The 15,784-nt window shown below is 39.7% G+C and carries 14 protein-coding genes and 1 tRNA gene; 9 read left to right on the top strand and 6 right to left on the bottom strand.

What is annotated here, in order from left to right; all coding sequences use genetic code 11:
• Positions 1-232 precede the first annotated feature (232 nt).
• The 7 genes from glyQ (at position 233) to ACE1AT_RS08425 (ending at position 6,027) form a co-directional block, all read left to right on the top strand.
• Positions 233-1,138: a glycine--tRNA ligase subunit alpha gene (gene glyQ, locus ACE1AT_RS08455; protein ID WP_374867224.1), complete on the top strand. Its 906-nt coding sequence runs from the start codon at positions 233-235 to the stop codon at positions 1,136-1,138.
• 63 nt (positions 1,139-1,201) lie between these two features.
• Entirely contained in the window at positions 1,202-1,681 is a 480-nt protein-coding gene (locus ACE1AT_RS08450; protein ID WP_374867222.1) for a DUF4079 domain-containing protein, read from the top strand.
• Positions 1,682-1,686: 5 nt separating this feature from the next.
• Positions 1,687-2,229 (top strand): dihydrofolate reductase family protein, encoded by a 543-nt coding sequence (locus ACE1AT_RS08445; protein WP_374867220.1) that lies wholly within the window; start codon positions 1,687-1,689, stop codon positions 2,227-2,229.
• 115 nt (positions 2,230-2,344) lie between these two features.
• Positions 2,345-4,681, top strand: a complete 2,337-nt coding sequence (locus ACE1AT_RS08440; protein WP_374867218.1) for a ComEC/Rec2 family competence protein — start codon at positions 2,345-2,347, stop codon at positions 4,679-4,681.
• A gap of 104 nt (positions 4,682-4,785) precedes the next feature.
• Positions 4,786-5,142 carry a DOPA 4,5-dioxygenase family protein gene (locus ACE1AT_RS08435; RefSeq protein ID WP_374867226.1) on the top strand — a complete coding sequence of 119 codons (357 nt, stop codon included), beginning with the start codon at positions 4,786-4,788 and terminating at the stop codon, positions 5,140-5,142.
• A 139-nt stretch (positions 5,143-5,281) separates the two neighbouring features.
• On the top strand, positions 5,282-5,872 hold the full coding sequence (locus tag ACE1AT_RS08430; protein ID WP_374867216.1) for a chromophore lyase CpcT/CpeT: 591 nt from the start codon (positions 5,282-5,284) through the stop codon (positions 5,870-5,872).
• Positions 5,873-5,955: 83 nt separating this feature from the next.
• Positions 5,956-6,027: transfer RNA gene (locus ACE1AT_RS08425), tRNA-Cys, on the top strand.
• 115 nt (positions 6,028-6,142) lie between these two features.
• On the opposite strand, the gene ACE1AT_RS08420 is transcribed toward ACE1AT_RS08425, so the two are convergent.
• From ACE1AT_RS08420 to ACE1AT_RS08400, 5 genes are all read right to left on the bottom strand, one after another.
• Positions 6,143-8,941 carry a filamentous hemagglutinin N-terminal domain-containing protein gene (locus ACE1AT_RS08420; protein ID WP_374867214.1) on the bottom strand — a complete coding sequence of 933 codons (2,799 nt, stop codon included), beginning with the start codon at positions 8,939-8,941 and terminating at the stop codon, positions 6,143-6,145.
• A gap of 214 nt (positions 8,942-9,155) precedes the next feature.
• Positions 9,156-10,019, bottom strand: a complete 864-nt coding sequence (locus ACE1AT_RS08415) for a DUF6671 family protein (RefSeq protein WP_374867212.1) — start codon at positions 10,017-10,019, stop codon at positions 9,156-9,158.
• A 119-nt stretch (positions 10,020-10,138) separates the two neighbouring features.
• Positions 10,139-10,723, bottom strand: a complete 585-nt coding sequence (gene hemJ, locus ACE1AT_RS08410; protein ID WP_374867210.1) for a protoporphyrinogen oxidase HemJ — start codon at positions 10,721-10,723, stop codon at positions 10,139-10,141.
• A gap of 267 nt (positions 10,724-10,990) precedes the next feature.
• The gene (locus tag ACE1AT_RS08405) at positions 10,991-11,626 is read right to left on the bottom strand and encodes a transaldolase family protein (RefSeq protein WP_374867208.1); all 636 of its coding nucleotides are present in this window, start codon (positions 11,624-11,626) and stop codon (positions 10,991-10,993) included.
• Positions 11,627-11,629: 3 nt separating this feature from the next.
• Entirely contained in the window at positions 11,630-12,409 is a 780-nt protein-coding gene (locus tag ACE1AT_RS08400) for an MBL fold metallo-hydrolase (RefSeq protein WP_374867206.1), read from the bottom strand.
• A 450-nt stretch (positions 12,410-12,859) separates the two neighbouring features.
• Between ACE1AT_RS08400 and ACE1AT_RS08395 the strand changes: the two genes are divergently transcribed.
• Positions 12,860-14,230 carry a sensor histidine kinase gene (locus ACE1AT_RS08395; RefSeq protein WP_374867204.1) on the top strand — a complete coding sequence of 457 codons (1,371 nt, stop codon included), beginning with the start codon at positions 12,860-12,862 and terminating at the stop codon, positions 14,228-14,230.
• A gap of 93 nt (positions 14,231-14,323) precedes the next feature.
• Entirely contained in the window at positions 14,324-14,572 is a 249-nt protein-coding gene (locus tag ACE1AT_RS08390) for a hypothetical protein (RefSeq protein ID WP_374867203.1), read from the top strand.
• Between the two features lie 124 nt (positions 14,573-14,696).
• Here the strand turns inward: ACE1AT_RS08390 and hpnH are convergent, their stop codons facing one another.
• Entirely contained in the window at positions 14,697-15,710 is a 1,014-nt protein-coding gene (hpnH, locus tag ACE1AT_RS08385; RefSeq protein ID WP_374867201.1) for an adenosyl-hopene transferase HpnH, read from the bottom strand.
• Between the last annotated feature and the right edge of the window lie 74 nt (positions 15,711-15,784).

Here is a 15,784-nt window from a genome sequence, read left to right as displayed (position 1 = left end):
TCGTGTATAATGCTTTCAAACTATACAGTTTTCATGGTTCGGATGCCCTCGAAGCCTCGCTTTGCAGCGCTTTGCTCGTTTGGCACTTTCCTATAGTAGCTACCCTCCTCTTCTTTGTCAACTACTTTGGAAAAAAATTTTTTCTTCATGTTTTTAGGACTTAAAAGCTGCTTGGAATAACGACTTTAAGCAACAATGGGTTAGGCTATGTTGACTTTACGGAAGGATTGTTGTGAATTTTCAGTCTGTAATACAGGTTTTGCATAAGTTTTGGAGCGAGTCTCTTTCAGAAAGAGGTGACGGTCAACGCGGATGTTTGATTGCTCAACCATATGATATTGAGAAGGGCGCGGGAACCAAAAACCCTCATACATTTTTAAGAGCGCTAGGACCAGAACCTTGGGCTGTGGCTTACGTTGAACCCTGTCGCCGTCCTACTGATGGGCGATATGGTGAAAATCCAAATCGATTTCAACACTATTATCAGTACCAAGTACTGATTAAACCCTCCCCCGATAACATTCAAGAAATTTATCTAGATTCTTTAAGGGCTTTGGGTATCCGCCCGGAAGACCATGATATTAGGTTTGTGGAAGATAATTGGGAGGATGCAACCGTAGGTGCTTGGGGTACTGGTTGGGAAGTGTGGTTAGATGGGATGGAAATCACTCAGTTTACATACTTCCAACAATGTGGGGGAATCGATTGTCGTCCAGTCTCGATTGAGATTACTTATGGATTGGAACGTTTAGCGATGTACCTCCAAAGAGTAGAAGCTATGGTTAAAATCCATTGGACAGACGACATTACCTATGGTGATGTTCATCTCCAAGGTGAGATAGAACAGTGCGTTTATAACTTTGAAGCCTCTAATCCAGAAATGCTGCTGACTCTATTTAATATGTATGAGCAAGAGGCGCAACAATTAACAGAGAAAGGATTGGTTTTACCCAGTTTGGATTATGTGATGAAGTGTTCGCACACCTTTAATCTATTGGATGCAAGAGGTGTAATTTCAGTTACGGAACGGACTCGCTATATTGGCAGAATTCGACATTTGGCACGTAAGGTAGCACAACTGTATGTGGAACAGCGAGAAAAATTAGGTTTTCCACTGTTGAAAAAGGCAGATGTTTGAGTGGTATTTTTTGGCAAAGTAACTTGTAGTACCATTTCGCTATGAGAAGGCTGTGAAATATAAATGTTGAATTTGACTGAGATTTTAGAACCTATAGCGGCTTGGTTCCGTTCTTTAGGAGTTCCCGAACCGATTGTACATTGGGGACATCCAGCGATGATGGGGATTGTCATTTTTATTATGGGTAGTTTTGTTGGCTTCACTGGTTGGCGAGGACGACTTGCTGAAGATAAAGAAGTTGCGTCTAAAAGTCGCATTGATCATCGCAAACTTGCACCGTGGATGTTTTTATTTATGGCGCTGGGTTACACGGGGGGAATATTATCCCTAGTAATGCAGCACCACTCAATTTTTGAAAGTCCTCATTTTTGGAGTGGCTCAATTTTGCTTCTATTATTGGGGATCAACGGTGTAATTTCTTTAAGTAAATTCGGTGGCGATAAATCTAGTTTACGCGCACTTCATGCATACTTGGGTAGTACTGCGCTGTGTCTGATGCTTGTTCACGTTGTACTGGGATTGAATTTGGGTATGTCTTTCTAAAATTCATGCGAAAAATACGGTTGTATATTGCTTCCAGTCTTGATGGATATATCGCGAGAACGTCAGGTGATGTGGATTGGCTATTTACTGATCAAGACTATGGTTACGCTGAGTTTCTTACCCAAATCAATACGGTGATTATGGGTAAGAAAACGTATCAGCAAATACTTAGTTTTGGTGAATACCCTTACAAAGATAAGCAAGGTATTGTTTTATCTACAAGCTTATCTGGTCAAACCGATGAGAACGTACAATTTGTGGGAGGTCATTTACAGGAATTCATCAGTACACTACGTCAATCTGTTGGTGGTGATATATGGCTAGTGGGAGGAAGCAAGACTATTCATGATTTTATGAAACATGGTTTTGTTGATGAGCTAATTCTATCAATTCACCCAATTATTCTTGGGGACGGTATTCCCCTGATTGTGAAAGATCCAAGTATAGAGACTGCACTGGAGTTACAAGATGTGAAAAACTATAACTCTGGATTACTGCAAGTTACTTATCAAGTGAAAAGCAAACGAAATTGCTCAGATGTTGAGTAGAATCAAGCAAGGGCGATCGCCATCAAGCATTTCAAGTCCACTCATGTGGACTTTTTTACATTTATACTTAGTTTAATTCCAGGCGTGAGGCGCTAATTTTTTTACAAACAGTCTCATGATTCAGACCAGTGGTGTAATTATTTGTCTTAGCTATATTCTTGGGTTGTTGTTTACAGCAATTCCTTGGGGTGGAATTTGGATACTGCTTCTGAGTGTGGTAATAGCAGTTTTTTTGCAAAGACGACGCTTAACCCTACAAAAAGTTTTGGCAAAAAGCAAGACAGCACCACAGTTATCTAATATCCCCCACTTCAGAGTATGGTTAATTGCTGGGGTAGTAGGACTACTAGCAACTTTATATTTTCCATTGCGTGTTCCCCAAGCAGGGGTAAACGATATTAGTAAATTTGTCCCGCCAGAAAATAGTAATCAAGAACAACTTCTAATTGTGCGGGGTGAGGTGATCAGTACACCACGGCTAACTCGTAGCCAAAAGGGACAGTTCTGGTTAGAAGCAACTAAGCTAGATGAAGTTAAAAATGATCAGGGTCCAGTAGGTTTAGGTAAAGGTGTGACGGGTAAGTTGTATGTCACAGTGCCTATACTTCAGGCTACTGGATTGTACCCTGGTCAGGAAGTAGCGATTACTGGGATTTTATATAAACCAAAACCACCATTTAACCCTGGCGCTTTTGATTTTCAGAAATACTTGCAACAGGAAGGTGTATTTGCCGGTTTGGTGGGGCGATTAGTAAATGTGTTGGATGAAGAACAACCTTCATGGGGATGGTGGCAAATTAGAGAACGGATTGTGCGATCGCAAGTTAAATTATTAGGTATCCCAGCAGGGCCACTTGTGAGTGCAATGGTGTTAGGTAGCAAAGCTGTTGATTTACCTTACGATATTCGTGATACTTTTGTCCAAGCTGGTTTAGCTCATGCTTTAGCAGCATCTGGATTCCAAACTTCGTTGATTTTGGGTGTAATACTGGGGTTAACAAAAGGCTTTAAGACATCAACGCAAATTACCCTTGGTAGTTTAGCTTTACTTATTTTTCTCTGTTTAACAGGCTTCCAACCTGCGGTGTTAAGGGCTGTAATTATGGGATTTGCGGCTTTAATTGCTTTGGGGTTAAAGCGCCAAGTCAAACAACTGGGGTCATTACTACTTGCAGCAACTATATTATTATTATTTAATCCTTTGTGGATTTGGGATTTAGGATTTCAGTTGAGTTTTTTAGCCACACTGGGATTAATAGTTACAGTTCCACCATTGACTCAACGTTTGGAATGGCTACCACCTGCGATCGCTTCTTTAATTGCTGTTCCTCTAGCTGCGATGATTTGGACTTTACCACTCCAACTTTTTGTATTTGGAGTTGTACCAACTTATAGTATTTTAATAAATATTATTAGTACACCTTTAATTTCAGTTATTAGTATAGGTGGAATTATTAGTGCAGTTGTTGCGTTAATTGTTCCCGATGCTGGTAGTACTGTAGCTGGAGTCTTAAATTACCCTAGTGATTGGTTAATCAAGTTAGTAGAATTTTTTAGCCATCTTCCCGGAAATTCTTATGCTGTTGGTAAAATTGGCATTTGGCAACTATTTGCTATTTATGGACTAATAATATTAGTTTGGTTAATAAATTGGTGGCAAAAACGGTGGTGGTTTGCCTTTTTTATGGCTTTTGGTTTGGTATTGATTCCGGTTTGGTATTCTGCTAACACATTATTTCGGATTACGGTTTTAGCCGCCGATGATCAACCCGTGATTGTTATGCAGAATCAAGGTAAAGTGACACTAATTAATAGTGGTGATGAAGGAACGGGAAGATTTACAATATTACCTTTTTTGCAACAACAGGGAGTGAATAAAATTGATTGGGCGATCGCATCAGGTTTTCAAAATAAAGGTAATAGCAATAGTTGGTTAGAAGTGATGCAAACTCTACCAATCAAATTTTTCTATGATTATGCTCCCACCTCCGAAAATCTTCTCATTAGTCAGGTAATTCAACAAGAACTACAAAAGCAAAAGGGAGTTTACCAAGCTTTACCTGTAGGTCAAACAGTTACTACTGATGTCATTGTTGCTCAATTAATTAATCAAGAATCACCTATTTTACAAATGCAAATTCAAGGTAAATCTTGGTTAATTGTAGGTGATTTTAAATCTACAGAAGTACGTCAATTAGTGCAAACAGGAGGAATACCTCGTCCACAAGTTTTGTGGTGTTCTGGCGAATCTTTAAAAGAACTTGTGGCGACATTGCAACCACAAGTAGCGATCGCCACTAGCGCGACTATTGATCAAAAAGCTGTGTCAGAAATTAGCCAAGGTCAAACCAAACTATACTTTACAGGAAAAGATGGAGCGATCCAATGGACTCCGCAAAGAGAGTTTGAGCCATTTATTCAGACGACGGAAAATAAAACTTCGGTATTATGAATGTTAGTAAATCGCAAAGTTTTCCTGCAACAGTGCGATCACCAGAAAGAACGCTTTTAAAAAGTAAAAAGTCATCCAAAATTAGTATAAGTGGACTAAAAATGATGCAAGAAGATAGTGTTCAAATCACTGGTTTTCACGCTCATGTTTACTTCGATACCGCAACTCGTGAAGTGGCTGCACGTGTACGCGAAGGATTGAGTAATTTTGATGTGCTGCTTGGACGTTGGCACGATAAGCCTATTGGCCCACATCCAAAATCGATGTATCAAGTTGCATTCTCTCCAGATCAGTTTAGCAAAGTTGTTCCCTGGTTAATGCTCAATCGTGAGGTATTGGATATTCTTGTTCATCCTGAAACGGGAGATGATGTGAAAGACCATACAAACCATGCTCTATGGTTAGGAGAAAAACTAGAATTGAACATTAATTTTCTCCAACAGCTTGGTACAACTGAGTAACACCGAAACAATTAACTCCTACACGGATTGCTATAGCTTTGGTAGCTGACACAATCAGCTTCAAGCAAGATATGGGAAAGCGTACTCAAAGTTTTAAAATACTCGCAGATAAATTTTAAACAACTAGTGTTTTTTTGTAATGACTAGCTCTACAGATATTAGTACCTTAGCCCGGTTAATGGCAGCAGACTTTAGCAATCAAGAACAAGCTTTTGAAAATCCACCTTTTTACGCTCATATCCGCGTGTGTATGCGTCCCCTTCCCTTAGAGTTACTATCGGGGGTAAGTTTTTTTGTGGAGCAAGCTTACGATTACATGCTCAATGATCCCTATCGGATGCGGGTATTAAAGTTGCTGAGTGCAGAGAATCACATTCTGATCGAAAACTACACCGTTAAGGAAGAAGAAAGATTCTACGGTGCATCTCGTAATATCGAACGTCTGAAAACACTAAGCGTCGATGATTTGGAAAAATTACCAGGCTGCAACATGATTGTAGAGTGGACTGGCAATGGCTTCAAAGGCAGGGTAGAGCCAGGAAAAGCCTGTATTGTTTTTCGTAAAGGTCACAAAACCTACCTTGACAGTGAGTTTGAGATTAACGAAGAAAAATTTATTAGCCTTGATCGGGGACGTGATCCAGAAACTGATGAACATATCTGGGGATCTGTCGCTGGCCCATTTTACTTTGTTCGCTGGCAAAGTTTCGCTGATGAAGTAAAAATTTAGGTTTCTACTCATCCCCAAAAAATTTATGGTTTTGGGGGTGCTATTCTCTATTAAATTTTGGTATGATGGAAACCTGTGAATGTGGCGGCATAGCCAAGTGGTAAGGCAGAGGTCTGCAAAACCTCCATCCCCCGGTTCAAATCCGGGTGCCGCCTTTGAATAAATATAAATATTTCAGAGCTTGAAAGCCCTTTTTTAATGGGAATTTTTGGCTCATTCCCATAAGCTCTTATGAACTACCAGCCCTTACTTCTTTTAATGGACTGGTTTCTACGTCCAGTCCATTAAAAGAAGTGGTGTCGAACTCAGGTTAGTACAAGATACAGGAGTGAACGAGGAACTGTGAGGAGTCACAGTCGGTGTAGTCGCTACTAATACCACTTCACCATGGGGATTTATTACCCAACCTTGAGCTTCCACAATCTGAGTCGGGGGATTTATAGAGTTGGCTTCTTGGCTTTGTTGTTCCTCAAGTCTGCTTTTGGGTTGGTTTTGATTTGCTTCAGGAAGTAATATCCAATTACTCAGGACTTCATCAGTAATTAACGGTTCTGTGGGACTAGATGGTAGACCTCCACGTCCTGTAACGATAAATGATCCCCTCATTTTCTTGTCATCTCTTTTGCAACCAGTAGCAATTTGTTGTGAAGCATCAATGAGATTGACGCGCAGCTGTTCTAATCCCTGACTGGGGTCAACATCAGGTGTATTAATTTGCACCGTACCACTGAGCGCTGGACTAGCACCTGTGGCGGTGATGTCGCTGTCTGGGGTTGGTGAGGGTCGGAACTGGATACCAAAAACGCCTTGAGTATTGATTATTACCCTGCCTCCCAAAAAGTTAACAGAGTTAGCACTGATGTCGCTGTTGGCAAAAGCAGCGAGAACATCAGTATCAATATTGATGTTGCCACCGATAGTGTTGCTACCTGTGGCATTAGTAGTAATGCTGCTATTCTTACCTAAGATCAGGTCGTGCGATCGCAGCCTAATATTACCTGCACCGCCTCTAGTATCTGCACTAATTTTACCTTGGTTCAAAAGACGAATTGAGTCAGCATCGACTTTTAAGGAACCTGCAACTCCCGAACCAGCACTACTAACTGTTACCTGCGCCTGATCGCGAATATTTAACTTGCCAGTATTAATTATTAACTCTCCTCCCTGACCTGTGGAAGTATTAGAAGTATTAGCAAACAGTCCACTACTAGAGCTGACATTCGGAACTATAACTGGAGTGTATTGGCTAAGTCGAGCAAAATAGGTGGGGTCTGTACCAGCAAGAGTAGCACTATCAGTGATATTGAGAGTAATACTACCTGCTTTGCCACTGCTAAAACTAGTAGTGAAAACTTGTCCACCGTTAGTAGCTTCTAAAGTTTTGGCATTAAGGATAATACTACCCCCATCTCCTTTGCCACGAGTCCTTGCACCCACGACAGCACCATTTGTGATACTTAGTGATCTAGTATTAATGTGAATATTGCCACCTTTCCCAACACCTGTATTTTCCGTACTGCTGACCGCGCCACTAGAGTAGCCATTTAGACCAAAACCATCAAAAACAACGCGATCGCGAGCCTGTATATTTATATTACCTGCGTTACCGCGTCCAAAAGTATTGGCAATCAATCGAGCGCCATTTGTCACAAACAGTGAGCCAGTTGTGATGGTGATCGTGCTACCGTTGCCTATAGCATTTGATACGGTTGTTGAGCCAACAGAACTAGCAGCCCCGCTAATGTTTGCTAGATTAAAACTGACGCCATCAAAGGAAACTGTATCACGAGCAACTATATTGATATTGCCTGCATTTCCTTGTCCCTCTGTTCTAGCCAGAATTGCAGCAGCATTCTTGACAAAAAGTGACCCGGTTGTAATATTTATGTCACCACCATTACCCACGGCTTGTGAATCTACAGTGGTGTATGTGCCAGTGGAGGAATCACTACGCATTCGGTCAAAAAGAAGCGTATCACGGGCAAATATATTAATGTCGCCTGCATTTCCCTGTCCAGAAGTTGTGGTTCTCAGTTGACCGTTACTTGTCAAAGCCAGCGACCCAGTAGTGATATTAATATTGCCACTATCGCCTACAGCTTTTGTCTGCACTGTATTAGAAATAATACTTGCATCAACAACATTAATTGCCTCTGTGGCATTAATATCAATATCCAGCGCCTTTGCATCAACAGAACCTTTTCCTGATCCTATCCCCGCTTGTACCGTACTTGCACCCGACAGATTCAAGTTACGGGCATTGATCGCAATGCTACCACCACCACCAGCGAGAACACTAACTTGGGCAGCGTTGTCTAGATATACATCTTTTCTTTGCCCGTCATTAGGCAAACTCAAACTCAGAAATGAACCATTAGCATTGAGTCCAATACTATTATTTTCTGCAATTCCTGCTAATTCAATTCGACCACCAGGGGCTAGTATTTGCCCTCCATTGAGCTGTAAATTGCCACCGATAAGTGCTAGAGTTTTGCCGGGATTAACCTGTAGTTGAGAACTTTGTACTTGAATATTTCCGGTATTGTTGCCGTATTGCAAACCAATCGGTACACTGACGGTTAGTAAAGTTGTAGCTGTGTTATTTGGTATCGCACTAAATTCTTGACCATCAGCAAATTTAAAGCTACTGGCTGTAGTTGCTAAAAACGAGCCACCAATATTTAACCGTGCATTTTGACCAAAAATAATGCCATGGGGATTAATCAGAAACAAGTTTGCTGTACCGTTAGCTCTGATTAAACCATCAATATTAGAAATTGAACTACCTGTGACTCGTGTCAGGATATTTTGAATATTTGTAGCATTGTTGAAGAAAGCGGTGTCACCAGTAGGAAGAGAAAATTCTTGAAAGCTATGGAATAAGTTGCTACCCGCTTGGGTTCCACCTGTGATGTTGAAGGTGTTATTTTCTTGGGTGACATTGGAGTTATTCGGTAAAGTGCGATCGCCACTAATTTGAGCAACTGCATAGTTTGCAGAGAAAATATGTGTGATTGCGATCGCCATACCCAAAAACTGAGTCAAAGGACTACTCCCAAAACTAGTCATTTTCTCTCCCTAGCTCCATAGCAGTAGCACAACTATTAAGTACTATCTAGGATATCAGAGTCGAAGATATTGATTTTGTAGCACAAAACGGATAAATACAAGACGCGATTCATCGCGTCTTCACCTTGGCATTAGTTCACAACACAAGTCCATTCATTCACAACACAAGTCCGTCTCTACAAAGGATTGTGTGCTAATACCATTTCTAAATCATTTACGGATTGCAATAATTACAATTTACTGGCTCGGCGTATTGATTTCCATTTGGAAATAATTCTTCTTGAGTAAAACCACATTTTTGACATTCATATATAACAGCGCGAGTCAAGGAAGTTGGCAGATAGCACAATGCACAAGGTAAGCCCCTAATTCTTTTGTTGATTTCAAAGCCGGGGGTAGAACATTTTGGACAACAGTTATTAATTTTTTTTAATAAATTATGCGTGGCTTGTTCAATATTTTTCATGCGTGTTGGGTTATACATTGCCCGCATATCTGTTTCTATATGTGCTTTGCCTGTTGGTGAATTTTTCAGGACAAAATTTACAGCTTCTATGAGATTTACTTCTGAAATAATTCCTTTAATTACTTCACTGCTATCTTTTGGTGATTCATCAAACATGACTACTAGACCATGTTCAGGAAAACCTACTTTTTGAGCAAATTGTAAGGCTTGCTCAACACTTTCCACAACGAGATGATTATGGTTAGTTTTGGTAGATAATTCTTCACCAATAATTTCTAAATCATGTGTTTTATCTAATAAAATTAGAACTTCTCGATTACTAGAAATAAAAGGAATTTCAGGATGAGGGCCAAAACTACCTTCACTGGCGATCGCTAACTTTTCACCAGTTAGTTCTAAAACTTTTTTCGCCTTCAACCTTGCAGCTTCAATTTGATTCCCTGGACGCTTTACTTCTCTAGTAAATGTACCGAAAACATCAGTATCAAAATCATCAGGAACTATAATTTTTATTCCTAATTCTGCTTCTAAAATGGGAGCAATTACTTTTTCTTTTTGATGCTTCGTAGCCAGTATAGCAATTCTATTGATAAATAATGATTGATTTAGCATTTTTGATCTTGTAATCAGTTTTTCTTTGTGTCTTAGTGTCTTTGTGGTTCAAAAACAAATTTTTATTCACCACCAAGACACGAAGACACCAAGTCAAATCATAGATTTATACAATTCCATTAAGCTTGTTGCTGAGGAATCTGTGTCATTTCTGCAAGTTGCTTTTCTTTATCAAGTCTGCGCTTTCTAGCGTAAAGTTGGATTGTCACCGCCATCAGAAGTACTAAGCCAAAAATTACCCAAGCAGTCAAGTCTGTGGGCAAACTATTCTTAAAGACAACCAACATCACAATCACCACTAGCAAGACAGTTGGTGCTTCATTCATTGCTCGCATCTGTTTGCTTGTCCATTTACATCTATTTTCTGCCAACTGTTTCATCAAACGAGCGCAATAATGATGATAAACAAATAAAAGTGCCACAAATCCGAGTTTATAGTGCAACCAAGTTTGTTTTAAAAACTCTGGTTGCGTCACCAGTAAACCAACCGCACAAGCCACCGTCACCAGCATTCCGGGAGTGGTGATGATGTTGTAGAGGCGCTTTTCCATGATTTGATACTGATTTTTTAGTATCGTCTTTGCTGGTTCTGGTTCTTGTTCAGCTTCGATGTGATAGATGAAAAGACGCACTAAGTAAAACAGTCCCGCAAACCAAACGACAACGCCAATAATATGAAATGCTTTAAACCAAGAATAAGCCATGAATTCTAACCTGTGTTTCTACTCTCAAATATCCAGGTTACGGCAATTGCTGGGACTAGGGATCACAGATAAAGAAGTGTGAAGGGAAGGGGGACTTTCTAGTTTCAGGTGAGAAATTTCATGTTCTGAACTCGGATGCTGAACCTTAAAGCTTGAAAAGTGGGCGTTGCATAATTGCGGGATGATTTTGAAATTTGCATCAAAAATAATCACTGCGTCACCGCGTCAGCGTCATTTATCCCCTTATTTAGCAACGCCCAAACTCAACTATATTAGTCCAATTCCATTTTGAGCAAACTCTTCTACTGTTGTGTGTGATAACTCATGAGTTGCCATAGCTTGCAACATTGCCAATGGTAAAGTCAGATGGTGCGCTCCAGCTTGTAAAGAAGCAGTTGCTTCTTGGGGTGATTTGATGCTAGCAGCTAAAATCTCAACGTTACTATCAGCAAGGATACTTGCCATATCTCGCACTAAAGCAATACCATCACCCAACAAACGAGTAGCACGGTTGACGTAAGCGATCGCAATTTTTGCACCCGCTTCTTTTGCTACTGCTGCTTGGGAAGCACTATAAATTGCTGTAACTGAACAGGTAATCTGGGGTGATAATTGAGCTACTACCTCAAATCCTAATGGGGTGGCTGGTATTTTCAGTATTGTCTGTTCACCAATAATCTCAAAAGCCTTTTTTCCCTCTTGTACCATCCCATGAAAATTAGAGGCTGTTAATTGATAGTAAAGCGGCCCGTTTGTCAAGGTTACTAATTTTTTCAGCGTTTTCTCTGGTGGGGTATCACTTTGGGCTAAGAGTGTGGGATTTGTGGTGATACCCTTCACCCAACCCATGCGCTTGGCTATTTCCGCTTCCGATGCGATCGCCGAGTCTAAATATAATGCCATGAATTACACCCCTGCACCCTTTTTCTGTAATTGCAATTCAATGCGATCGCCTGACTTAGGTTCTATCACCTGGGTAGAAGGATTATTTTTCGCCAATAACGCCCGAAATTCCTCAATGCTTCCCTTGGTTTGCAAGAAATTTGCCAAAAATCCTACAAACGTCACATCACCTCCTGCTGCTGTGGGTAGCATAACTTGGGGTTGCAACCATTGAGCTAATTCGAGAGCATTTTTACCACCCCTGATAAATGATCCAAATATGGGCAAATTCAAGTCAACAATCGGAGCAATGACAACATCAATGGGGGCTGCTGCTTGTAGCGACGGAGAATGATATCCGTGTGGTTCGTAGTAAATAGTCAAGTTGCTTGACAATTCTTTGAGGATGTAACCATTTTCTACCAAAGTTGGGCCGATGGGTGAACCAGGAACTGCCTTGATTTCTAAACTTGTATCTAAAGTAAAGGTGTCACCATGAGCAAGCACTGTTATTTGGGTGTAACCTAGCTGCTGTACAACTTTAGCAGCATTAGGAGAAGCTACCACTGGAATATTATGGTCAAGTTGCTTGAGTGTTGGTGGATGGGCATGATCTTCTAGCCCCTGAGACAGCAAAATTAAGTCAATATTTTCTGGGATAGGACGATCTTGAGTTCGATAACCTTTAAAAAACCAATCTTGATTGCCAAAACTCAACTTATCTACCAGCCAAGGATCAATGAGTATCCGTTTGTCTGCGATTTCAACTAGCCAACTGTTACTGTCTAAATATGTTAATAGCATGATAATTGCGTGACTATAAGTAGTTAAGAGCTATATTTATTATGAATTGTGGGAACTGCTTTCAGAAACTTAGGATTTTGGCGGCTATAAACGAGTAAAAGCGAGAAAATTTACTTAAGAATATAAAATTTTTGTTTTCCTACTTAATTTTTGCTGCGATCTATAATACTATTCAAAAAGTACCAGGGTAGTACTACTATTGTTGAAAAAAAGCTACCAAAATTCTAACAAGCTTTTAAAAAATTTTAAGTATTTGTGTATTTAATTACACTCTAATCTACTTGCTTTAAGTAATTATCTGGTAAATATATTGCATATGAAACCTAGTATTGCAATGGTATTTCAGTGAGATTGAAAAACTTCTTGATTATTCAGCACTAAATATTTGCAAACTGCTGTTTGCACCATTCGACGGTATCTGAAAAACTTGAATTTCTACCGAGTAAAGATATGCTGAAACATGCTGATGAGTTAAAGTTGAAGATAGACTCAACTTTGCAAGAGTTGCCTTTGTGGGAAGTAGAAGTTGAACTGAATTTTTTCGGCAGTGACTTAGTGAAACCATTTAAAGATGAGCCTTTACTACCAGGAGTGGTTATCACTAATAATCGTCAATATGTTGGGATGATTTCACGGCGTAGGTTTTTTGAACATATGAGCCGTCCTTTTAGTTTAGAATTATTTTTAAATCGCCCCATTGCAACCTTCCTCAACATTTTTAAAATCGAAGAGCAATTTGTAATATCTGAAACAATTTCTGTGATGGAAGCAACTAATTTAGCTTTGCAGCGATCGCCTGAATTTGTCTATGAGCCAATTATAGTCAAAACTGCATCAGAAAAGTATTGCTTACTCGATTTCCAGCAGTTACTTTTAGCCTATTCTCAAATTCATGCCTTGACACTTTTTCATTTACAAGAAGCACAGGATCAAACAAAAATACCAAACACAGATTTTCGGGAGCTTCAGCAAATCGACATTAAATTATTACATCATGAAAAAATCACTGCCTTAAGACAAATAGTTTCCAGCATTACCAATGAAATCAATAATCCTGCAAATTTTATCGCCGGAAAATTGATTCATGCCAACCGTTACATTCAACAACTACTCCAGCTAATTAATTTATACCAACAGCAATATCCTGAACCAACAGTAGAAATTCAAAGAGTAATTAATCAAGTCGAACTGGATAATATTACTACTGACCTTTCTAAGCTAACAGATTCAATGAAAGCAGGGATTGATCGGATTAGACAATTCATCCATGCTTTACGCAATTTTTCTACAGAAGAATCTGAAAAAAAATCAGTTGATCTGCATGAAAGTATTGATAGCACTTTGATAATTTTGCAAAGTCGTCTCAAATCTAAGACTCATGACCAAAATATTACTGTCATTAAGGAATATGCCAAACTACCTTTAGTAGAGTGTTATCCAGGACAAATGAACCTTGTTTTCATGAATATTATTAATTATGTAATTGATGCTTTTCCAGCAAGTAATGAGTCTTGGGTAATAGATAAACATAAAGACAAAAACAATTATTTCTCACCAACTATTCGTATTTGCACAGAATTATTGAATTCCAAAACAGTAATAATTCGTATAGCAAATAACGCTATGAAAAGTCCCGAAAGAGTTGGTCAAAGAATTTTTGATCCCTATTTTAATCCTAAATCAAATGGTAAATTAACGGAATTTGAATTATCTATTAGCCATGAAATCATAGTTGAAAAACATGGTGGACAACTGCAATGTATATCTGCCTTGGAACAAGGTACTGAATTTATCATAAAAATTCCAGTTATGTCTAATTGACCATCGCAACAATTTAGTTAATATCCCAATTACCAATTACCAATTACCGACCTCAACTGATAATATAAGTGTTCAAGCGAACATGATATAACTATGTCTTCTGGCATCTACGCGATCGCACATATTGGTGATTTTAAGCTTTTTGTTGGTGAAGCTAGCAAACTGAGTCAAAAGTGGCCGCCTATACTGACTCAACTCAATAACGGTACGTTTCCCGATCCTGTGTTACAGCAGGTATGGAACACAGAAGGCGGTAAGCGCTACTTTTCGTTTCACACAAAAACAGAGATTATTAGCGATCGCGATATTTTAGGTATAGAAGAACTTTTGGCATTGGGATGATATTTGATGTTTACCAATACCATTCCAATACTGCTCGGTTAAGACAAATCGATTGACATTTCAATTCTGTAGAGACGCGAAATTACCCTGCGGGAACGCTAAAAGCGAACGCGTCTCTACAGCTCTAACCAAAAATACTGCCAATAGAACGAACTAAATTCTGTGGTTGCATAGCATCAGTAGCGGCGGTGGGTTCATAACCGCAGTGAACCATACAATCTGCACACTTAGGATTACCACTCGCACGCCCGTATTTGTTCCACTCGGTCTTTTCCATCAGTTCATTGAAAGTGGCATAATGTCCCTCATTCAACAAATAACAAGGTTTTTGCCAACCCAGAACACTGTAACTCGGACTACCCCAAGGTGAACATTCATAGTCTTTCTCACCAGTGAGAAAATCTAAAAAGAGTGGATTGTGGTTAAAGTTCCAGTTTTTCTTACCTGCTTTGTAAGGAGCTAAAATTTCTCTAAATAAGGCGCGTGTTTGTTCTCGCTTGAGAAAATGTTCTTGATCTGGCGCCCACTCGTAGCTGTAACCAGGAGAAATCATCATTCCATCAATATTAAGTGTACTTAGGAAATCAAAAAACTCCTGCATTTGTTTGCGATCGACACCCTCAAACACAGTAGTGTTAGTAGTGACACGAAATCCCTTGGCTTTAGCAGCACGTATTGCTTGCACAGCAGTGTCAAAAACACCCTTGCGATTCACACATTGATCATGCCAATCTCGCATTCCATCGAGATGTACACTGAATGTTAAGTAAGGTGAAGGTTTAAATTTATCTAGGCTCTTTTCTAGTAATAAGCCATTGGTGCATAGGTAAACAAACTTTTTGCGCTCAATCAATCCCTGGACAATCTCGTCAATCTGAGGATGCAGCAATGGTTCGCCGCCAGGAATAGAGACTATGGGCGCGCCACATTCTTCGGCTGCTGCAAAACACTCCTGTGGAGTTAGGTTACGCTTGAGTATCTCTGTAGGGTGCTGAATTTTGCCACAACCAGGACAGGCGAGGTTGCAACGAAATAAAGGTTCCAACATTAAAACCAAGGGATAACGTTTACGACCTTTTACACGTTGGGTAACTATATATTTACCGACTTCTAATGCTTGCTGTAAATTAATAGCCATTAAAGCTCACTCCCCACTCTTGGATTTAAATAACATTGTGCCGTAAGTCTGTGGTTGTAGTGGGAAATACTGAG

The sequence above is a fragment of the Pelatocladus sp. BLCC-F211 genome (assembly GCF_041928655.1).
GTDB lineage: Bacteria > Cyanobacteriota > Cyanobacteriia > Cyanobacteriales > Nostocaceae > Pelatocladus.
The sequence above is the reverse complement of the archived record's forward strand: the minus strand, read 5'-3'. Positions and strand labels throughout refer to the sequence as shown.